At 63.2% G+C, this 18,591-nt stretch carries 18 protein-coding genes; 11 read left to right on the forward strand and 7 right to left on the reverse strand.

Annotated elements, in window-relative coordinates:
* The first annotated feature begins 179 nt into the window (after nucleotides 1-179).
* The 5 genes from AB3X89_RS09350 to AB3X89_RS09370 all read left to right on the forward strand — a co-directional run bounded on the left by AB3X89_RS09350 (nucleotide 180) and on the right by AB3X89_RS09370 (nucleotide 5,104).
* Nucleotides 180-1,655, forward strand: a complete 1,476-nt coding sequence (locus AB3X89_RS09350) for a tetratricopeptide repeat protein (RefSeq protein WP_368582931.1) — start codon at nucleotides 180-182, stop codon at nucleotides 1,653-1,655.
* 53 nt (nucleotides 1,656-1,708) lie between these two features.
* Nucleotides 1,709-2,191, forward strand: a complete 483-nt coding sequence (locus AB3X89_RS09355) for a glycoside hydrolase family 108 protein (protein ID WP_013092495.1) — start codon at nucleotides 1,709-1,711, stop codon at nucleotides 2,189-2,191.
* Nucleotides 2,191-2,883 carry a hypothetical protein gene (locus AB3X89_RS09360; protein ID WP_368582933.1) on the forward strand — a complete coding sequence of 231 codons (693 nt, stop codon included), beginning with the start codon at nucleotides 2,191-2,193 and terminating at the stop codon, nucleotides 2,881-2,883. The genes AB3X89_RS09355 and AB3X89_RS09360 overlap by 1 nt, the downstream gene beginning before the upstream one ends.
* 150 nt (nucleotides 2,884-3,033) lie before the next feature.
* On the forward strand, nucleotides 3,034-4,590 hold the full coding sequence (locus AB3X89_RS09365) for an alkaline phosphatase family protein (protein WP_368582934.1): 1,557 nt from the start codon (nucleotides 3,034-3,036) through the stop codon (nucleotides 4,588-4,590).
* A 199-nt stretch (nucleotides 4,591-4,789) separates the two neighbouring features.
* A complete protein-coding gene (locus AB3X89_RS09370) occupies nucleotides 4,790-5,104 on the forward strand; it encodes a DUF4148 domain-containing protein (protein WP_368583207.1) in 315 nt (104 codons plus the stop codon).
* Between the two features lie 195 nt (nucleotides 5,105-5,299).
* On the opposite strand, the gene AB3X89_RS09375 is transcribed toward AB3X89_RS09370, so the two are convergent.
* Nucleotides 5,300-5,548: a hypothetical protein gene (locus tag AB3X89_RS09375; protein WP_368582936.1), complete on the reverse strand. Its 249-nt coding sequence runs from the start codon at nucleotides 5,546-5,548 to the stop codon at nucleotides 5,300-5,302.
* A gap of 98 nt (nucleotides 5,549-5,646) precedes the next feature.
* Nucleotides 5,647-6,699 carry a phytoene/squalene synthase family protein gene (locus AB3X89_RS09380; protein ID WP_368582937.1) on the reverse strand — a complete coding sequence of 351 codons (1,053 nt, stop codon included), beginning with the start codon at nucleotides 6,697-6,699 and terminating at the stop codon, nucleotides 5,647-5,649.
* Between the two features lie 214 nt (nucleotides 6,700-6,913).
* On the opposite strand from AB3X89_RS09380, the gene AB3X89_RS09385 reads away from it, so the two are divergent.
* From AB3X89_RS09385 to tehA, 3 genes are all read left to right on the forward strand, one after another.
* Nucleotides 6,914-8,434: an RAD55 family ATPase gene (locus AB3X89_RS09385; RefSeq protein ID WP_368582939.1), complete on the forward strand. Its 1,521-nt coding sequence runs from the start codon at nucleotides 6,914-6,916 to the stop codon at nucleotides 8,432-8,434.
* A gap of 5 nt (nucleotides 8,435-8,439) precedes the next feature.
* Nucleotides 8,440-8,790 (forward strand): response regulator, encoded by a 351-nt coding sequence (locus AB3X89_RS09390; protein WP_368582940.1) that lies wholly within the window; start codon nucleotides 8,440-8,442, stop codon nucleotides 8,788-8,790.
* A 178-nt stretch (nucleotides 8,791-8,968) separates the two neighbouring features.
* Nucleotides 8,969-9,994: a dicarboxylate transporter/tellurite-resistance protein TehA gene (gene tehA, locus AB3X89_RS09395; protein WP_368582942.1), complete on the forward strand. Its 1,026-nt coding sequence runs from the start codon at nucleotides 8,969-8,971 to the stop codon at nucleotides 9,992-9,994.
* A 72-nt stretch (nucleotides 9,995-10,066) separates the two neighbouring features.
* On the opposite strand, the gene AB3X89_RS09400 is transcribed toward tehA, so the two are convergent.
* Nucleotides 10,067-10,558: a DUF4126 family protein gene (locus AB3X89_RS09400; RefSeq protein WP_368582943.1), complete on the reverse strand. Its 492-nt coding sequence runs from the start codon at nucleotides 10,556-10,558 to the stop codon at nucleotides 10,067-10,069.
* A gap of 341 nt (nucleotides 10,559-10,899) precedes the next feature.
* Here AB3X89_RS09400 and AB3X89_RS09405 point away from each other — a divergent pair, with 341 nt between their 5' ends.
* Nucleotides 10,900-11,778 carry a LysR family transcriptional regulator gene (locus AB3X89_RS09405; protein ID WP_368582945.1) on the forward strand — a complete coding sequence of 293 codons (879 nt, stop codon included), beginning with the start codon at nucleotides 10,900-10,902 and terminating at the stop codon, nucleotides 11,776-11,778.
* Between the two features lie 4 nt (nucleotides 11,779-11,782).
* Here AB3X89_RS09405 and AB3X89_RS09410 read toward each other — a convergent pair whose 3' ends face one another.
* Both AB3X89_RS09410 and AB3X89_RS09415 read right to left on the reverse strand, forming a co-directional pair.
* On the reverse strand, nucleotides 11,783-12,034 hold the full coding sequence (locus AB3X89_RS09410) for a hypothetical protein (RefSeq protein WP_368582946.1): 252 nt from the start codon (nucleotides 12,032-12,034) through the stop codon (nucleotides 11,783-11,785).
* A 40-nt stretch (nucleotides 12,035-12,074) separates the two neighbouring features.
* Entirely contained in the window at nucleotides 12,075-12,596 is a 522-nt protein-coding gene (locus AB3X89_RS09415; RefSeq protein WP_368582947.1) for a lecithin retinol acyltransferase family protein, read from the reverse strand.
* Between the two features lie 450 nt (nucleotides 12,597-13,046).
* On the opposite strand from AB3X89_RS09415, the gene AB3X89_RS09420 reads away from it, so the two are divergent.
* Together AB3X89_RS09420 and AB3X89_RS09425 are read left to right on the forward strand one after the other, a co-directional pair.
* Complete coding sequence (locus tag AB3X89_RS09420; RefSeq protein ID WP_013092508.1) at nucleotides 13,047-13,334, forward strand: hypothetical protein; 288 nt, start codon at nucleotides 13,047-13,049, stop codon at nucleotides 13,332-13,334.
* A 5-nt stretch (nucleotides 13,335-13,339) separates the two neighbouring features.
* Nucleotides 13,340-14,110 carry a PP2C family serine/threonine-protein phosphatase gene (locus AB3X89_RS09425; RefSeq protein WP_368582949.1) on the forward strand — a complete coding sequence of 257 codons (771 nt, stop codon included), beginning with the start codon at nucleotides 13,340-13,342 and terminating at the stop codon, nucleotides 14,108-14,110.
* Nucleotides 14,111-14,166: 56 nt separating this feature from the next.
* Here AB3X89_RS09425 and AB3X89_RS09430 read toward each other — a convergent pair whose 3' ends face one another.
* Together AB3X89_RS09430 and AB3X89_RS09435 are read right to left on the reverse strand one after the other, a co-directional pair.
* Nucleotides 14,167-15,522, reverse strand: a complete 1,356-nt coding sequence (locus AB3X89_RS09430; protein ID WP_368582951.1) for a sigma-54 interaction domain-containing protein — start codon at nucleotides 15,520-15,522, stop codon at nucleotides 14,167-14,169.
* Nucleotides 15,519-18,587, reverse strand: coding sequence for a peptidase domain-containing ABC transporter (locus tag AB3X89_RS09435; RefSeq protein ID WP_368582952.1), 3,069 nt, complete (start codon nucleotides 18,585-18,587; stop codon nucleotides 15,519-15,521). Before AB3X89_RS09435 ends, AB3X89_RS09430 begins: the two co-directional genes overlap by 4 nt.
* Nucleotides 18,588-18,591: the final 4 nt, after the last annotated feature.

The raw sequence follows: 18,591 nt of genomic DNA on the forward strand, positions 1-18,591 counted from the left end.
GGCAAACTGTTTTTGCCGATAGGTTGGCCAGCCCGCGACACTTCTTTCTTTCAATCCCTTTAGCGGAAGCCAACAGCCGCCTGCCAGCCCGTTCCCCGCGACATGGCACGCTCAATGCATACCCACCGCGCAAGTCGGGCGATCGCCAACATTGATCGCCGATCGAAGCGAGGTGGGTCATGTCGAGTGCACAGGGTCAACGTCGGTCGATGAACGGGTTCAGCGGTGCGGTCCTGCGCGCCAACGCCGCGAATCGCCGCCATCGTCATCATCCCAGCGGATTCGTGCTGTTCGGCTTGCATACCGCCAGTGTGATCGGTCGCGGGCCGAAGCGCCTCTGGCCCTATGTGTTGCCGTGGTTGGTCATCTTGCTGACGATCGGTTCCATCTGCCTCGTCGCGCGCGGCGTGCTCACGCGTCAATTGCTGGTGCCGCCGGTGGAGACGCCGCAAACGTTGACCGAGCGCGGCTATTCGTCGAACTTTCTGGCCGAGCGGATCATGTCGGCGATGAAGGAAATCGGGCGGGACGCCGAATCGATTCCGCACGACACGATGACCAGCAACGACGCGCAGCAGGACATCCAGATCCCGGGTCAGGAGATGTCGTATGCGACGACGGTGCGCTTCATCAAAGGCGTGCTTCAGCGCGAAGATGTCGCCGTGCACGTCGGCATCACGAAGACCAACAACAGCGCGGATTCATATATCGCGCACGTGCAGATAGAACACGGCCCGTTCAACGGCCGCGAAAGGACGGTGCCGTTCGAAGGGCGCGACCTCGAAAAGTTCGTGCACGACATCGCCATCACGGCGATGCGCCTCGCCGAACCCAACATCCTCGCCAGTCATCTGTTCACCCAGGTGCAGAAGACCAAATGTTCGCTCGCGCAATGCGACTATCGCGAGATCGTCGGGATCTATGACGAAGTCCTCGCGCTGCCCTCATCCGAGCAGGCCCAATGGGCAGTCGCGGGCAAGGCGTGGTTGCTCGACAGTCAGCAGCGCTCGAAAGAAGCCGAGCAGCAGATCCGCGAAGCATTGACGCAGTACAAAGACTCGGCGGTGCTGCGCGCGAGTCTCGGCATCGCGCTCGAACAGCAGAACCGCATCGACGATGCGCTCAAGGAACTGCGAGCCGGCGCGAACGAAAAGTCGCGCACCGCTGAAAACCTGCGGCTGCTCGGCGATGTGCTGTTGCATACGAACCGGCACGACCGCGAAGCGCTCGACGCATTCAGGCGGGCCGCCGAGATGAACCCGGAATCCGTCGACACGCTGCACGACTTGGCCGAGGCGCTCGTGAAGACCGGCCACTACGACGAAGCCATCGACAAGCTCTCGCGCGCCGTCGCGTTGCGGCCCGATCTCGCGCCGTCCTATGCGGAATGGGGCCGCGCGCTGGAACACAAAGGCGCTCTGCGCGAGGCCGCGCGCAAGTATGCACAGGCATTGCAGCTCGACGCCGGCACGCTGTCGGCGCGCGAACGCGAGCTGGCGCTCTCGACGGACGCATCGCCCGACGAAGCCGACACCCGGACATCGAGGCCTGAGCCGCGCGTCAAGCCCGTTTCGAATCCGATGACGTCGTACTCGCTGCGAGCCTCGCTCGATACGGTACGCGACGCCGTAGGACAGGCGATGCGAGCGGCCTGAGCCGCACGCATCGCCATTTGAGTTGGCAACACAGCCGAACAGGAGACAGTTCGATGGACAGTTTCGAAGATGCATTCAAAGCCTTGATCGGAAACGAAGGCGGGTACAGCTTCAATCCGGCCGATCCGGGCGGCGAAACGATGTGGGGTGTAACGGCGCGCGTCGCGCGCAGCGAGGGCTATAACGGCGCGATGAAAGACCTGCCGCTCGAAACCGCCCATCAGATCGCCAAGCGCAGGTACTGGGACCCGTTGCATCTCGACGAACTCGACCCGCGCGTGGCCTTCCAGATTTTCGATGCGAACTACAACGGCGGCCTCGTCGTGCTGTGGATGCAAAAAGCGTCCGGCGCGAAGGAAGACGGCAAGTTCGGCCCCGACACGCTCGATGCGGTCAAGAACGCCGATCCGATGAAGTTCGTGATGCGCTTCGCCGCGTATCGTCTGCGGTACCTGCGCAACCTGCATTCGTGGCCGAGTTTCAGCCGCGGCTGGACCGAACGCATGGCAGCCAATCTTCTCCTGGGAGCAGCATGATGGACTGGACCAAAGTAGCGACGAACATCAGCAGCACCGCCCCGCTTCTCGCCGGGCTCGTGGGTGGTCCGGTCGGCCTCGGCGTGAGCGCCGCCGCCGCGATCATCTCGCACGCGCTCGGCACGCCGAGCGACCCGGCCTTCGTGGAGCCCGCGTTGAACGACCCCGGCGCACTCGAAAAACTTCGCCAGGCCGAAACCGCGAACTCGCTGCAATTGCAGCAGTTGATGGTGACGGCCGCGCAGTCGAGCCTCGCGCACGACGCCGAGATGGCCCGCATCGCCACCAGCGACACCGCGAACGCACGCGCGATGGGTGTCGCCAATCGCGACTGGGTCCCGAAGGTGCTCGCGATGGCCGTCACCACCGGCTTCTTCGGCATTCTGCTGCTGATGGCGTTTCAGCCGCTGCCGGGCACCAACAAGGATCTCGTCAACGTGATCGTCGGTGCGCTGGGAACCGCATGGATCAGCATCATCGGCTATTACTTCGGCACGTCGGTCGGCTCGATGCGCAAGACCGAGCTGCTCGCGAAGCCGAGCGTGCCGATCACGGCCGATAGCGCGTTGACCTTGCGCGAACCGGCATCACAGCCGGGAGCGCATGCACCGGCGGCGGTCGCGCCGTCCGGCGACCACTTCCCGTCGTTCGCGCCGGGCGGGCAAGGTCCGATCTTCTCTGGCGGCAGTTGAGTCGATGCGAGGCTGAACCAATCATGCACGCGACGAGGTACGCCGAGCGTCGCGTGCAGGTCCGTTGCAAACCAGCGCTCTTTCGCCGGTCCGCGTTTTGCGCTAAGTTGGCAACGCGAAATCCATCCTGTCCCGAGTGGAGCGATAAAGATGAGTGACGTCGAGCCGAACGCGCAGAACGATCCGATCGAACACGTCGTGCTGCTGCTGATGGAAAATCACTCGTTCGACCAGATGCTCGGCTGCCTCGACGCCGTGCACGACAAACTGGACGGCGTGCGCAACGCGGCCGGCAAATCGAACGCCGACGGTCAAGGCCATACCTTCTATCCGCGTGCGACGCGCGAGCGGCAGATGAAGCACGATCCGAATCACGAGCACAAGGCCGTGATGGATCAGATCGCCGCCGACAACAGCGGCTTCGTGCGTTCGTTCGTCAACGACTATCCGAAGAGCAGCCTGGTCGCGCGGCAAGACGTGATGGGCTATTACCCGCTCGGCTTTCTGCCCGCGCTGCACACGCTCGGTTCGCAATTCACCGTGTGCGACCGGTGGTTCTCTTCATTGCCGGGGCCGACGTGGCCGAACCGTTTTTTCGCGCTCACGGGTACGTCGAAAGGCGAGATCGACATGCCTTCGGGACTCGACGGACTCAATCCACGCTGGTACACCGAGCAGGATCAGGACACGATTTTCGATCGCTTGAACGGCGCGCGCAAAACATGGAGCGTCTATTTCTACGACTTCCCCGCGTCACTGCTGCTGAAGAACCAGCGACGCGCTGAAAACCTCGCGAATTACCGCTCTTTCGACAAGTTCTTCGAAGACGCAGCGGGACCCGCCAGCCAATTCCCGCAATTCGTGCTGATCGAGCCGAAGTACTTCGGCGAAGCGCAGAACGATGATCATCCGCCGCACAACATCATGAAAGCGGAGAAACTGATCGCCGATACCTACAATGCGCTGCGCTCGAATCAGGCGCTGTGGGAGCGCACCTTGTTGGTGGTCCTCTACGATGAGCACGGCGGCTTCTACGACCACGTATCGCCGCCGGCCGACGCAGTCGCACCCGACGGCCATACCACGAGCTTCGATTTCAAACGACTCGGCGTGCGCGTTCCCGCGATCCTCGTGTCGCCGTGGTGCGAAGCCGGCGTATGCAACGAACAATTCGATCATTGCAGCCTGTTGAAGTACCTGTGCGACAAGTGGCAAATGCCGCCGCTCGGCGAGCGCACCGCGGCATCCGCGAACCTGGGTGTGGCGATTCGCCGTGACGGCGGCGCGCGCGCCGATACGCCGCCGTTTATTCGCGTGCCCAATCAATCGCTGATTGCCGAGCACGCCGAACTGGAGCGCAAATCGTCGAATGGCAATCAGCATGGCCTGCATCATTTCGCCGACTTTCTGCACGCGGAACTGGACCGGCTCGCCGCCGACGCGGTCGAGGCGGCCGCGCAACTGGCCCGCACCGGCAATGCCTGGGTGCGCTTCAAGAGCGCGTTGGGCTCGCTGATGATGAGTCTCGGCCAGTGGCTCAGCAAAGACTTCTACGACGCACGCGACCAGCGTGATGCGCGCACGAGCCAGGCGTTCACGCGCTTGCGGCAATCGGTGCGTGCCGCGACGCCGGGCAGCGCGCGAAACGATCCGGCGCCACCGGCAACGGCAACGCCCTCGCCCGTCAGTCCTGTGTCGGAGAAGTAGCACTCCGCACCGCGGCGGCGACGCAACGAAAGCCTACGCGTTAACCCTGAAAGTTCCGCACTTTTGTATCAATTCTCGCAACAAACATTACCTGCATCGTGACTTACTCTGCCAAGTTCACCAAATTACAATGCAATCACTGACTACGAACAAGCAAGTTCGCAGCAAGACAAAAAACCCTGAACTGGAGGTAAGTATCATGAAATCGCTGATTCAAGCCGTTGTCATCGCTGTCGCTGTCGCCGCTCCGGTCGCTGCTTTCGCGCAAGCCAACCAGCCCGTGACCCGCGCTCAAGTGCGCGCCGAGCTGGTCCAGCTGGAAAAGGCCGGCTATCAACCCGGTCTCGCCGACCCGCACTACCCGGCTGACATCCAGGCTGCGCAAGCCCGCGTCGACGCGCAAAACGGCGTCGGCCAAGCCGCTACCGGCTTCGGAGGTGTAGTGAGCGGTACGACCCAAACGAGCCGTGCGGCTCCGATGAGTGGCCCGAAGTCGGTCTACTTCGGTCAGTAAGCGATAGCGCGTCCTTGCGACGCGCGCCCCGATTCAAATGAACTGGCCCGCTGCTCGGGTATCTCCGAGCGCGGGCCAGTTCATATGTGTTACCTCCGTCATCGGGCTCCCGATGACTTCGCCCGGGCCTTCACGGTCTGGGCGCTTTTTCGCGGCGCTATGCGTGCGCCGCGACGAATCCTCAGCTGCCGGCGCTCACTCGCGTGCGATCAGATCGCCGACCTGGCCACGCCCGGTCACGAGGCAACTCGACAGGAAGCTCTCGCTCTGCGCGCTCGCGGCAGCGTCGCCAAAGCCCTTTTTCAACGCTTGCGATTTAACGAGCGCCGCGCCCTGGTGACACGTAATCGTGCCGACCTCGCCCGCCTGCGCACGCATCAACGCCCGATCCGCCATCAAATAGCCAAGCAAAAGCACCAACGCAATATTGAACGCTTGTCGCATGGGTTCGTCTCCTTTTCGAAAAGACTAACGCGAAGCGCGAATGCAGTGGCTTAGGGCTTTCCCGATTGTTGACGTTTCAATGATCCAGAATAAATCGTTTATGCCTGCAGCCGAGCCTCGATCCGCGCGATGCGGCTATTGATCGCATTGCGCACCAAAGCATTCGACGGCACCAGCAGCAGCGACGACGCGATGATCCGATATACGTCACCGCGCGTCACCTTCGACACTTTCGCCGGATCGAGCCACGCGTCGTTATCCGCGAGCAGCAGCAAAGTGTCGAGGCCGATCAGGATCGGCCACAGGCAGGCGAGCCGCAAGCGCACCGCGCTCGCCGGAATCGCGAGCGTATAGTCGAGCGCCGCGCGGAAATGATCGAGCGTCTTGCGCAGGAGTTCGACGAGCAGCGGCCGCGCGCGCATCGAATTGGCCGGTTGCAGCAGATCGCGCGCGCTTAGAGCGTGACGCTCGAACATGCTCTGCGGCAGATAGCAGCGGCCGATGCGCAAGTCTTTTCCGCAATCGCGCAGCACGTTGGTCATCTGCAGTGCCTTGCCGAAACGCACGCCACGCTGCGTCATCGTGTCGGGCGGTTCCTTCAGCGTGCCCGGCATGTGCGCGTAAGTCATCGTGGTCCAGAACTCGCCGACGCAGCCCGCGACCAGATACGTATAGCGATCGAGTTCGTCGTATTCGCGCAGCGCCGCGATCTGGCCGGAGCGTTCGTCGGGGAACGTGCGCAAATCGAATTCCATGCCTTCGGTCAGCGTCGTGACGATTGCGCGCACCGCGTGGCGGTCGGACTCGCTCAGTTGCGCGAGCACGTCGAGCGCGGGGTTCAACGATTCGAGCAGCAGCTTTTCATCCGACTGCGCCTGCTGGCCCGCGACTTCGGCGGCGATGCGCTTGAACGGCGCGCTATCGACGGCCGCGCCATTGACCTGATCGCGCAACGCAAGCAGCAATTCGAGGCGTTGGCCCGGCGCGATCAGCGAGGTGTCGGCGATGGTATCGGCGGCGCGCGCGAGCAAATATGCAAGGCCGATTGGATCGCGCATGCCGATGGGCAGCACGCGCAGCGTCAGATAGAAGGAGCGTGAAACGCCTTTAAGGAGCGGACCGAGAAGAAAGGCCCGGGTCGAATTCGGCATGGGTTGGACTGGTTGGCAAATAGGCGGGTGAAAGCCCGCGGGAATCAGGCGCTGCCGAATTGTATACGTGCTCCCCGTCATGTCGCGTGCAAGGGGCTCTCAGGCCGTGAGGCGTCGCCGCTCGCAAGCGGGAACGGCGATTGCTGCCTCGACGGGGTTCAGCACAGGACCGTCACGACCAGCCGTCGCTTGCACTTTGAAAGACCCTTCGACAATGACTACCGACGCATCCAACACCTCTCGCCTGTCTGACGCGGCGCGACCTGACGCGGCCCGGCCTAACGCGGCCCGACGCAATGTCGAAACCGGCGTGCCTGGTTTCGACGAAATCCTCGGCGGCGGTCTGGTGAGCGGCGGCGTCTATCTGCTGGAGGGCATGGCTGGCGCCGGCAAGACGATCCTGTCGAGCCAGATCGGCTTTCACCGGGTACGGCAAGGCGAGAAAGTGCTGTACATGACGCTGATCGCCGAATCGCACGACAAGCTGCTCGGTCACCTGAAAGGCCTGAGCTTCTTCGACGAAACCGCGGTCGCGCAGCAGATGCTGTTCGTGTCCGGCTATCACGAGCTGATGCAGGACGGCCTCGACGGTTTCCTGAAGCTGATCGCGTCGAGCATCTACGACTACCGGCCGAGCCTGATGATCATCGACGGCTTTCGCAGCGCGCGCGAATTCAGCGAAACCGAGCTGTCGCTGTCGAAGTTCATCCACGAGCTGAACGCGCTGGTCGCCGCGATGGACTGCACGACGCTGCTGCTCGCGCCGCTGTCGGGAAACGAGCCGCATCCCGAGCACACGCTGGTGGATGGTCTGATCGAGCTGAACCGCTATCACGACGGCATGCGCCGCGCGCGCGAGATCGAAGTGCACAAGATGCGCGCGCGCGATCACCGGATGGGCAAGCACTTCTTTCGCATCGCCGGCAGCGGGCTGCTGATGTTCCCGCGCCTCGAAGCACACTGCGCGCAGCAACCGGGCCCCGTCGATCTGAAAGCACGGCTCGGCTTCGGCTTGCCGCATCTGGACAACCTGCTCGGCGGCGGCTTCGCGCAAGGCTCGACGACCACGCTGATCGGCCCGTCGGGCGTCGGCAAGACGCTGCTGTGCCTGCAGTTCCTCGCGGCCGGGCTCGCACGCGGCGAACGCTGCGTGTATCTCGGCTTCTACGAGGGTCCGCAGCGGCTCGTCGGCAAAGCCGAAGCGGTGTCGATTCCGCTTGCCGATGCGTGGCAGGACGGCCGTCTGATCGTGCATTGGCAGCCGGCGATCGAACTCGCCATCGACGAAATCGCGGCGAAAGCGCTCGCCACCGTCAAGCAGACCGGCGCGACGCGCATCGTGATCGACGGCGTCGAGGGCTTTCGCGATTCGGCGTTGCGCACCGAGCGCTTCGGCCTGTTCCTCAATGCACTGCTGCATCAGTTGCGCGAAGCGGCCGTCACGACGCTCATCACCGAGGAACTGCCGCTGTACAGCGAGCCGGGCCACGCGAAGGCCGTGCGGGTGTCTGCGCTGACCGAAAACCTCGTGCTGCTGCGCTACGCCGAGACAGAAGGAGGACTGCGGCGCATGATTTCGGTGGTCAAGCAACGCGAAAGCGCGCACGACACGTCACTGCGCGAACTGTCGATTTCGTCGCAAGGACTCGACGTGATCGAGGGCTCGCCCGGCGCCGCCGGCATCCAATCGACGCCGGGCCTGTCGGCCACGCTGCAATCGCGGCGAAAAACCTAGCCGCCATGAAAACCATTCTGGTGGTGGACGACGAGTTCGACATCCTCACGGTGTGGCGGCTGCTGCTGGAACGACACGGCTATGCGGTGCGGACCGCGTCGAACGGCGCCGTCGCGCTCGAACTGGTCCGCTCGAGCCGGCCCGGCATCATCGTGTCCGATTGCATGATGCCGGTCATGTCGGGCATCCAGTTGTGCGCGGCGCTGTATGAGGACCCGGAGTTGCGCGACATTCCGATCATCCTGTGCAGCGCCGCGTCGGACATTCCGGTGCAGCCCAATCCGCATATCGCCTACGCGCGCAAGCCGCTTTCGTTCGACCAGCTGCTGGCGATGCTGGTGCGCATGGGCGGTTGACGGCAGGCTCCCCTGCCTGCCTTCTCTCCCTCTTTTCCCGCTAAAAACACAGCTTGAGACGCTCGCGCCATTTGTCGAGCGTTTGCAGCGTTCTGCGAATCTCCGAGGCCTTTTACAGTACGCCATCGATCGCGCATAGCCAGCAACGCGCAGCGCGACGCAACTTCCGGAGGTCGTCATGAACAGCAATCGTGGGGCGGTTCCCGCTGGCTTCTTCAGTATCGCGGTGGGCTCGTTGGCGCTTGCCAACCTGTGGCGCGTGGCAATCCGCCTGTGGCATTTGCCGGCCATAGCGGGCAGCGTGGTGACGGTGGCGGCGCTCGCCGTCTGGGTCGTGATTCTGTTCGCCTATGCGCACAAGTGGTTCGCGCAGACCGCCGACGCGCGCGCCGAACTGGACCATCCGGTGCAGTCGTCGTTCGTCGCGCTCGCGCCGATCTCGACGCTGCTCGCCGCGCAACTGCTGCAGCCGTATGCGCACACCCTCGCGCTGACGCTATACGGCGTCGCGGCGGTCGCGCAACTGGGGCTCGGTGTCTATCTACATGGCCGGCTGTGGCAAGGCGGCCGCAAGCCCGAACTGACCACGCCGGCGATCTATCTGCCGACGGTCGGTGCGGGTTTCGTCGCGGCGACGAGCTCGGCCGCATTCGGCTTCCATCAACTGGGCGAGCTGTTTTTCGGCGGCGGCATGCTGGCGTGGCTCGCGCTCGAATCGATGATCCTGCATCGCGCCGCGGTGCATGAACCGCTGCCCGAAGCGCTGCGCCCGACCCTCGGCGTGCAACTGGCGCCGCCGGTCGTCGGTGGTGTCGCGTATCTGAGCCTCACGAGCGGCACGCCCGATCTGTTCGCCTTCGCGCTGCTCGGCTACGGTCTGTTTCAAGCGCTGATGCTGCTGCGTTTGCTGCCGTGGATTCGCCAGCAGGCGTTCGTGCCCGGCTACTGGGCGTTCAGCTTCGGCGTAGCGGCATTGCCGACGATGGCGCTGCGTCTGGTCGAACGCGGCGCGACCGGTCCGATCGAATTCGCGGCGCCGGTTGTGTTCGTGGTGGCGAACGCGATCATCGCGATTCTGGTGGTGAAGACGCTTCAGTTGCTCGTGCAGGGCAAGCTGATCCCGCCGGTGGCGGCGGGTTCGACGGCGGCGACGGCGCCGGTCAAGCAAGTCGCGCCGGCCGCGCGAATCGCCCGGGCTCAATAAGCGGCAGGCAGCGACCGAACACGGCGGCGACGCGCAGAGCGTGCCGCCGCGTTCGCGTTTGTGCGTGGAGTATCAGAAGCCGTGCATCGACACGACGATCAACGCAGCGGCGAGGATCGCCACCACGTCCTCGATCAGCGCCGCGGGTGCATCGCGTCCGAACATGTTCGCGAGCGAACTACGCACCTTCGCGCCGCCGAGCGTGCCGATCACCGCGCCTACCGCACCGACCACCGCGCCCAGCACCCCGACGATCATGCCGCCCGCAAGGCCGCCATGCGCGCCGCTGATCGCCGCGCCGCTCAGCGCACCGAGCACGACGCGCGCGCCGAACTGCAGCGGCACCTTGCGGCTCGGCGTTTCGGGCAATTGATCCGTGATCAGTTCGATGACCGCCAGCACGGTGAAGATATACGGCGTGGCCGCGGCACCGAGGAACGCGAGCGACGTGCCTTGCAGCGGCAGCCATCCCAGGCGCGCTGCCCAGCTGACGGCGGTGGGGGCGATCATCGCGCGAAGGCCGGCGACGACGCCGATGAGCAAGGCCAGAACATACACGGACATAGCGGACTCCCGATCGAGGGCACTGATGCAAGGTTGTACGAGCCGACGGCTTACCTGGACGAACGTCGGCAGAACATGTCGAGCATTCCATCTGGACAGTCAACTTCTCACTACCTACATCGAGGCAACCCGCGGCGGCCATTCACCGTTGCTCACAGTTGCCGGCCCTTGATTGCCGACGCGGCGCCGCGCGCCTCGCGCGGCGCCGGGCGTGCGATTGCCCCCGTCGATGTGGCCCTAGTGTCGCACAATTCGACTGGCGAAATAACAGCCAGGGAGTCGGCGAAGTGGGCCGATGGTGATAAGTTAGCCCACTCACAAGAAAATCTTGTATCTGCACCATGAGACCGTATCTCCCGCTGAACGCGCTGCGCGCGTTCGAGTCGTCAGCGCGGCATCTGAGCTTCACGCGCGCCGCGCAAGAGCTGAACGTGACCCAGGCCGCGGTCAGCCAGCAGGTCCGCTCGCTGGAGGAGCGGCTCGGCACCGCGCTATTCAAGCGTTTGCCGCGCGGCCTCGCGATGACCGATGAAGGACTCGCACTGCGGCCCGTGCTGTCCGACGCGTTCGATCGTATCGAGGCGGTACTCAAGCAGTTCGACGGCGGGCATTTCCACGAGGTGCTGACGGTCGGCGTGGTCGGCACGTTCGCGGTAGGCTGGCTGATGCCGCGCCTGAAGTCGTTTCGCGAAGCGCATCCATTCGTCGAACTACGGCTCCTGACCAACAACAACCTCGTCGATCTCGCGACCGAAGGCCTCGATTTCGCAATCCGTTTCGGCGACGGCACCTGGCCCGGCTCGCTCGCCACCAAACTGCTCGACGCGCCGCTCGCGCTGCTCTGCACGCCCGAGATCGCCGCGCGCCTCACGCGGCCCGACGATCTCGCCAACGAAACGCTGCTGCGCTCGTACCGGATGGACGACTGGATGAACTGGTTCGCGGCCGCGGGCATCGCGCCGCGTCCGGTGCGCGGACCGGTGTTCGATTCGTCGCGGCTGATGGTGGAGGCGGCGATACAAGGCGCGGGCATCGCCCTCGCGCCCGCGTTGATGTTCGAACGGGAGATCAATACGGGGCGGCTGGTGCGCCCGTTCGACGTCGAGGTGAAGGCGGGCAGCTACTGGCTGACCTGCCTGAAGGGCAAGCCGATGACGCCGGCGATGTTGCTGTTCAGTCAGTGGCTCGCCAGGGAAGCGGCCACGGCAGGTCACGCCTGACTTCTTACGCGGCCGTACGGCCGTGCCCGTTCATCGCGGGCCGCTCGGCTTGCGGCGGGAACACGTTCCACGAACCGTCGCCGTGGCGGAAGAAGAAGATCGACAGCAATCCTTCCGGCTTCAACGCCTGCACGCATACATAGCGTTGCTGTTGCGACGCGCGATGGCAGAACCGCACGACGCGCGCGGGCATCGACGGCGTGGGCGCGAGCCATTTGTCGACGGCCCAGTGCAAGCTCTTTTCCGCGGCAACCATGATGTTCTCCTCGAATCGTCCCGTTCCCGACGCGCTGCAATCACGCGACTTGCGCGAGTTGCGCCACGCGGTGATCGTTCCTCGCCCCGCTCTCGACAAACGCCTTCACGAGGCACAGCAGTGCGCGCACGCCCGTGCTCGGATGGCGCAGGCAGCAATCCACCTGTTCGCTGCGGCTTTCGCCGAGCAGGCACCACGCGCAGAAGTGTTCGCAGTTGTTGGTCAGCAGGCGATAGCGGTTTTCGCCGAGGCGGGAGCGCGCGCGGCGCACTGCTTCGGCACCGACGTAGATCGCGCTCGGCGTCGCCCGAACCGACATCGCATGGCCGGCGGCGAAGCGCGACAGTTCGACTTCCTCGACCGGGCCGGGATGCGCGGAGCCCGCAAAGCCCGAGTAGTGCACGACGCGGCCGTTGCCAACATAGATGCCGTGATGTTCGTAGCCATTGCGTTGCGTAACCAGATGCGCGCCGATCGGCAGATCGATCGTCGATGATGAGGTGTCGCAAGCGGCTGCGGATTGCGTTTCGTCGTCGCGGCTATCGAGCGTTTGGGTGTTCATGGCTGGCCTCGTTCGCATTTCCAACACTGTTGCGACAGCTTTTGCATCATCTGGGCCAGCTGCCGGAAAGCCCGTGTTTACGGGCTTCGCGGCCGATCGAGCGGTTTTCTGAAGAGACAGATGTCAGGAAGGGACCAACAGAAATCGCGCCGATCTGTTGGCGTCCAACGCTCATTTGCAAGCGGTGTGGCGCGCTAATTCACGCGAATGGAAAACGTAAGAGGACCCGCCTGAATGTGTTGGGTCCTACACCTATTTAAATAGAGGCTTGTTGGCCGCGAGCCGACCGATTGCATCGACCGGATTCGTGGAAAAGCCGCGCAACGCACGCCAGTCAAGGCGCTGCGGGGTTCGCACCGAATCCGCCCCCGATTGGCATGGCCTTTGCACCAGCGTGTGCAGGGTCCATTCAGCCGCGCGCATTGCAAACGCGGCCAACCGGAGAACGACATGTCCTGCATCAAATTGAACGACCTCTCGCTGAACCTCGCGCTCGATCGCAAAGCGATGGCGGCGATCCGCGGTGGCGGCGGCGCGCCATGGATCTATGGCTGGATTCAGCCGTACGTGCCGCAAACGCCTAGCATTGGGCCGGTGGTCAATCTGTACGAGGTCTCCAACAACTTCTATGCTAACCAGATGATCAACCAGTTCCAGTCGGTCGACGTACGCAACACCGGCGCGAACGCAACCCTCACCGTGTCTCCGGACGCACGCAACCGAAACGAGATGGTGTAGCCGTTGTGACCTGCGAGAGCCAATTTCGCTGGACGTCGTCCGCGCGTTCCGACACGGGGCGGGTCCGCGAAATCAACGAAGATGCCTACCTCGACGATCCCGAGGCGGGACGCTGGGCTGTCGCCGATGGGATGGGCGGTCACGCGGTCGGCGATGTTGCCAGCCGCACCGTGATCGACGCATTGACTCAACTGGCGGCGCCGCACGGCCTCAGAATGCTGATCGCCGATGCGCGCGCGCGTCTGCAATTCGCGAACCGCCAATTGCGCGATGAAGCCGCGCGCCGCCAGGTGCAGCGCATCGGCAGCACCGTGGTCGTGCTGCTTGCCTGCGATCGCTTCTGCGGCTACGTGTGGGCCGGCGACAGCCGCATCTACCTGTACCGCGACGGACAGTTGCGGCAACTGACGCGCGATCACAGCCAGGTCGAGGAGCTGCGCTCGCTCGGCGTCATCACCGACGAAGAAGCACGCAATCATCCGGCGCAACACATGATCACGCGCGCGGTCGGCGCAACCGACCTGCTCGAACTCGACGACGACGCGATCGAAGTCGCCGACGGCGACGTGTTCCTGTTGTGCAGCGACGGTCTGAGCAACGAACTGAGCGACGACGAGATCGCCGGCGTGCTGACTTCGGCGGAGCGCGAAAACGCATGTTGCGAACTGGTCGACCTCGCGCTCGCGCGCGGCGGACGCGACAACATCACGGCAGTGGTCGTGGAAGCGCAAGACCCGAATGCGGCGGACAAGACCTTGCTGAATCCGGCGCCTTGATGGTCTTCAGGCACGCGTTTCAGCGAGCCTCCATTGGTTCTTCAGTGATCCTTCACTCAGCCTTCGTCGTCTTCCTCATCGCGCTCGTTCGTGCCGTTTTTGGTGGGCGGCGCATTGCGATTGCGGAAATCCTTCGAGTGCAGGCCGTGCTTTTTCAGCAGCATCTGCAAGTGCGAGCGATTCATATCGATGCGCCGCGCCAGCTCGGCGACGGTCCCGCTGACTTCCCGCAGTCCGCGTTCGAGAAACGCTTTCTCGGCGTCGTCGCTGGCCGCCCGCTTCGCGTCGCTCAACGACATCAGATTCGCGACACTGATCGGCTGCTCGCCGCTCGCCTGGCCGCCTTCCGCCTGCGCCGCAGCTGAACCGGGCGCGGCCGGTCGCATATCGAGCGGCAAATGCTCGACGTCGGCCATATCTGCAGCCAGACATGAGATGCGGTACATCACGTTGCGCAATTCGCGGATATTGCCCGGATACGAGTAGCTCAATAGAAAGTCGCGCAAACGCGGCGTCAATCTGACCGGCCGGCGTTTCAGCGTGCCCGCCGCTTCGTCGCCGAACCACGCAATCAGCAACGGAATTTCGTCGCGCCGTTCGCGCAGCGGCGGCAGCGTGACATGAATCACGCTGAGCCGGTAGAACAGATCCTCGCGAAACCGGCCTTCTTCGCTGAGCTTGCGCAGATTGCGGTTGGTCGCCGCGACGATGCGCGTATCGACCGCAATCGTTTCGTCGGAACCGACGCGTTGAATCTCGTGCGCTTCGAGCACGCGCAGCAGCTTGACCTGGCCCGCGAGCGGCAACTCGCCGATTTCGTCGAGAAAGATCGTGCCCGTATGCGCGCTTTCGAATTTGCCCTTGCGGTCGTTCGACGCGCCGGTAAATGCGCCCTTGCGATGCCCGAACAGTTCCGACTCCAGCAGATTGTCCGGAATCGCGCCGCAGTTCACCGAAATGAACGGCTTGTCCGCACGCGCGCCATTCGCGTGAATCACCTTCGCCATCAGTTCCTTGCCAGTGCCGCTCTCTCCATCGATCAGCACCGGCAAATCGGTCGGCGCGGCTTTTTCCGCAATTTCGAGCGATTCGAGCAGCCGCGGATTGTCGCCGAACGTGCCCTCGAAAATAAAGCTGCGTTCCAGTAGCGCCTTGCGTCGCGCACCGCGCGATTGCTCCGCGCTCGCCTGCGGCTCGCCAGCGGTAGCCGCCTGCACGAAGCGCTCCTTGTGCGAAAGCTGCATTACTTCGTCGCGCAACGACGTGGCCTGCCTGAGCAGCTTGTCGATATCGGCGCGTTCGAGCCGCGACGACCAGCGCAACGTGGAGCGCAGGATCTCGATCCGCTCGATCAGTCCCGCGTACGATATCGCGGGACTCGCCTCTTCAATCTGGTCGAGTATCTTCATCATGATGCACTCAACTGTTTCTGCACGAGCTGATAGTACATGCCGCCGCGCTGGATCAGCTCCTCGTGACGGCCCTGTTCGACGATCGCGCCTTCATACAGCACCAGAATCTTGTCCGCGCGCATGATCGTGCTGAGCCGATGCGCGATGATCACCGCCGTGCGGCCCTTCAGGATGTCGTGCATATTACCGAGAATATTGCTTTCCGATTGCGAGTCGAGCGCCGATGTCGCCTCGTCGAACACGAGCAGACGCGGATCGTGATAAAGCGCGCGCGCAATGCACAGCCGCTGGATCTGACCACCCGACAAGCCGATGCCGCGCTCGCCGACGACCTGTTCATAGCCGAGCGGCATCTTGCTGATGAAGCCATGCGCGTCGGCCATTTTCGCGACCTCCTCGATACGCCGGCGGTCCGGCGCGTCGTCGCCGCTCGCGATGTTCTCGGCTATCGTGCCCGAGAACAGCAGGTTGCTTTGCATCACGTAGCCGATTTGCGCGCGGAAGTAAGCCTTGTCGATCACGCCGGAGTCGTAACCGTCGATCGTCATTTTCCCTTCGCTCGGCTGATAGAACCCGACCAGCAGCTTAGCGAGCGTGGTCTTGCCCGAGCCGCTGCGCCCGACGATCGCGACCAGTTCACCGGGCTTGATATCGAAGCTGATGTTCTCGAGCACATAAGCGGAATCCTCTTCGCCATAGCGGAAATAGACGCCTTGCAGGCTGATTTCGCCTTGCAGCTCCGGCAGCATTACGCGGGAAGGCAAATCCTGCGGCTTCTGTTCGGGCTCGATATCGAGCACATCGCCGAGCCGTTCCATCGCGACACCCGCATCGTTGAGCATGCTCCACAAGCCGACCAGACCCATCAGCGGACTCAATACGCTGCCCATGAAGGCATTGAACGCGATCAGCTGGCCGATCGTCAATTCGCGTGCGAGTACCAGATTCGCGCCGACCCAAAGAATCGCAATCGTCGTGGCCGCATTCAGCAATTGACTGCCGAAGCTGACCAGAATATTGAATGCGTGCGCGCGATACTGCAATTCGAGCGCCTTTGCGTACTTCTTCTCCCAGCGCAAGCGCACCGGCCGCTCGATGCCCATGCCCTTGACGGTCTCGACGCCGGAGAGCGCCTCCATCAAAAACGACTTCGCCTCGGTCGACGCTGTGAACACCTCGCGCGCATAGCTCTTGATCTTCGGCGTCGCGATCACCGTGAGTCCCATGATCGGAATCACGAATGCGATCAACACCAGCGTCATCTTCACGTTGTACACGAACATGATCGTGAAGTAGATGAAGATCATCAGCAGATTGAGCGCGGTCGTCACGGTGGATTCGGTCAGGAACGCGCGAATCGTCTGGTTCTCCTGAAAGCGCGCGAAGATATCGCCGGTCTTGCGCTTCGCGAAGAACGAGAACGGCAGCGACAACGTATGCTTGAAGAACTGCGACATCATCGCGAAGTCCATGTTGCGGACCATGAAGTTCGCCAGATACGCGCGTATCGTCGACATCAGCTGCGTGAAGATGTTGGAAATGATGAGCCCGCCGATCAGCATATGCAGCAGACTGACGTTCTGATGCACGATCACACCGTCCAGAATGTTCTGAATGATCAGCGGGGGAATCACGCCGAGCACCTGGATCACGAAGGTCGCCAGAAACAGATAGCCGAGTATCTTGCGGTACGGCTTCAGGTATCCGACAAAACGAATCCAAGGCGAGCGCTCGGCCGACATCTGCAGCAGCTGCGATCCGCCGGTAAACAACAAACAGGTGCCGCTCCAGCCGCGTTCGAAATCTTCGACGCTCAGCTTTCTGAAACCGAGTGCCGGGTCCGCCACCCAGACATACTCTTTCGACAGTCCGTACACGATCACATAGTGGTAACCCTCCCAATGCACGATGAACGGCAAATCGAAGCCGCGCAGCGAATCGAACGTGCATTGGACGCCGCGCGTCGTGAAGCCGAGCGACTCGCCCGCGCGCGCGAGGCTGTCGAGCGTCGCACCCTGCGTCGTCACGTTCGCGAGTTCGCGCAGTTTGCCGAGCGTCATCGGAATGCCGTAATGGCGGCAGATCATCGCGAGACACGCGGCGCCGCAATCCATTTCCTCGGCCTGCTCGACGAGCGCGAAACGCCGGATGATCTTCTCGCCGAGTTCCGGCTTGCTCTGCAGGTCCAGCATCAACGGCAGCTTGCGCCGCTGTTCGAGCCGTTTTTGGCGCTGCAATTCGCGGTCGCCGTAGCGGATGCGCTCGTCGAGTACTTCGCGCAGTTTCGGATTGCGTTCCAGAATGAAATGAACGGTGCGCTCGGGGATCACCAGCAGCCGCGTGTCGGTGGTCGCAACCACCGATGCCATCTGTTCCTGGCGCATCAGGCACGCCTTCTCGCCGAAGATCTCGCCTTCGCCGAGCGTCGCGAGCGTGTAGTCGTGACCCTCCTCGTGCCGCACGATGCGCACCTGGCCTTGCCGCACTACATAAAGCCGCCGGTCCTCGCGGCCGTCCTGTTTCAGAATCTCCTTGCCGGCCGCCACCCGTTTCGCGCCGACGCTGCGCACGTACTCTTCGAGTTCCGCCTTGTTCAGCTTGCCGCGCAAATCGAACAGTTGCGCGACGAAGCCCCCAGCCGAATTGATCGCGACATAGCTGGCGACGAACGCCAATGCCGCGGCGTTGGCCGCCATCACCGGTTCGATCGCGCTGCGCGGAATGAACAGCACTTCGGTCTTGCCCGACGACCGTACCGACGCTTCGTGAATGTACGAGCGCAACATCGCAATGTCGGCAAAGATCTCGCCCGACTTGCGCACGCCCATGCTGGTTTCCTTGCCGTGCTCCTCGGTAAAGATACGCACCGTGCCCGAGCGGATCACATAGAGACCATCGGCCACTTCGCCAGCCGAGCACACCGTCTCGCCAAACGAATAGAACTTTGCCTGCGCGTATTCGGCAAGCCGCTCCAATTCGTCGCGTGAGAATGGCGACAGGATCTCCACCGAAGCGAGAAATTCGGCGGTGGAGGGCGCGGATGGCGCGGTCTGGGGGGCGTCCATGTAT

This window comes from Paraburkholderia sp. BR14320 (assembly GCF_040948665.1).
Taxonomy (GTDB): Bacteria; Pseudomonadota; Gammaproteobacteria; order Burkholderiales; family Burkholderiaceae; genus Paraburkholderia; species Paraburkholderia youngii.

Coding starts and splice junctions, on each gene's coding strand:
- AB3X89_RS09405 (WP_368582945.1), top strand. CDS start 10,900: ATGAGACCGTATCTCCCGCTGAACGCGCTGCGCGCGTTCGAGTCGTCA.
- AB3X89_RS09390 (WP_368582940.1), top strand. CDS start 8,440: ATGAAAACCATTCTGGTGGTGGACGACGAGTTCGACATCCTCACGGTG.
- AB3X89_RS09385 (WP_368582939.1), top strand. CDS start 6,914: ATGACTACCGACGCATCCAACACCTCTCGCCTGTCTGACGCGGCGCGA.
- AB3X89_RS09370 (WP_368583207.1), top strand. CDS start 4,790: ATGAAATCGCTGATTCAAGCCGTTGTCATCGCTGTCGCTGTCGCCGCT.
- AB3X89_RS09355 (WP_013092495.1), top strand. CDS start 1,709: ATGGACAGTTTCGAAGATGCATTCAAAGCCTTGATCGGAAACGAAGGC.
- tehA (WP_368582942.1), top strand. CDS start 8,969: ATGAACAGCAATCGTGGGGCGGTTCCCGCTGGCTTCTTCAGTATCGCG.
- AB3X89_RS09430 (WP_368582951.1), bottom strand. CDS start 15,522: ATGATGAAGATACTCGACCAGATTGAAGAGGCGAGTCCCGCGATATCG.
- AB3X89_RS09415 (WP_368582947.1), bottom strand. CDS start 12,596: ATGAACACCCAAACGCTCGATAGCCGCGACGACGAAACGCAATCCGCA.
- AB3X89_RS09365 (WP_368582934.1), top strand. CDS start 3,034: ATGAGTGACGTCGAGCCGAACGCGCAGAACGATCCGATCGAACACGTC.
- AB3X89_RS09350 (WP_368582931.1), top strand. CDS start 180: ATGTCGAGTGCACAGGGTCAACGTCGGTCGATGAACGGGTTCAGCGGT.
- AB3X89_RS09400 (WP_368582943.1), bottom strand. CDS start 10,558: ATGTCCGTGTATGTTCTGGCCTTGCTCATCGGCGTCGTCGCCGGCCTT.
- AB3X89_RS09435 (WP_368582952.1), bottom strand. CDS start 18,587: ATGGACGCCCCCCAGACCGCGCCATCCGCGCCCTCCACCGCCGAATTT.
- AB3X89_RS09420 (WP_013092508.1), top strand. CDS start 13,047: ATGTCCTGCATCAAATTGAACGACCTCTCGCTGAACCTCGCGCTCGAT.
- AB3X89_RS09375 (WP_368582936.1), bottom strand. CDS start 5,548: ATGCGACAAGCGTTCAATATTGCGTTGGTGCTTTTGCTTGGCTATTTG.
- AB3X89_RS09380 (WP_368582937.1), bottom strand. CDS start 6,699: ATGCCGAATTCGACCCGGGCCTTTCTTCTCGGTCCGCTCCTTAAAGGC.
- AB3X89_RS09410 (WP_368582946.1), bottom strand. CDS start 12,034: ATGGTTGCCGCGGAAAAGAGCTTGCACTGGGCCGTCGACAAATGGCTC.
- AB3X89_RS09360 (WP_368582933.1), top strand. CDS start 2,191: ATGGACTGGACCAAAGTAGCGACGAACATCAGCAGCACCGCCCCGCTT.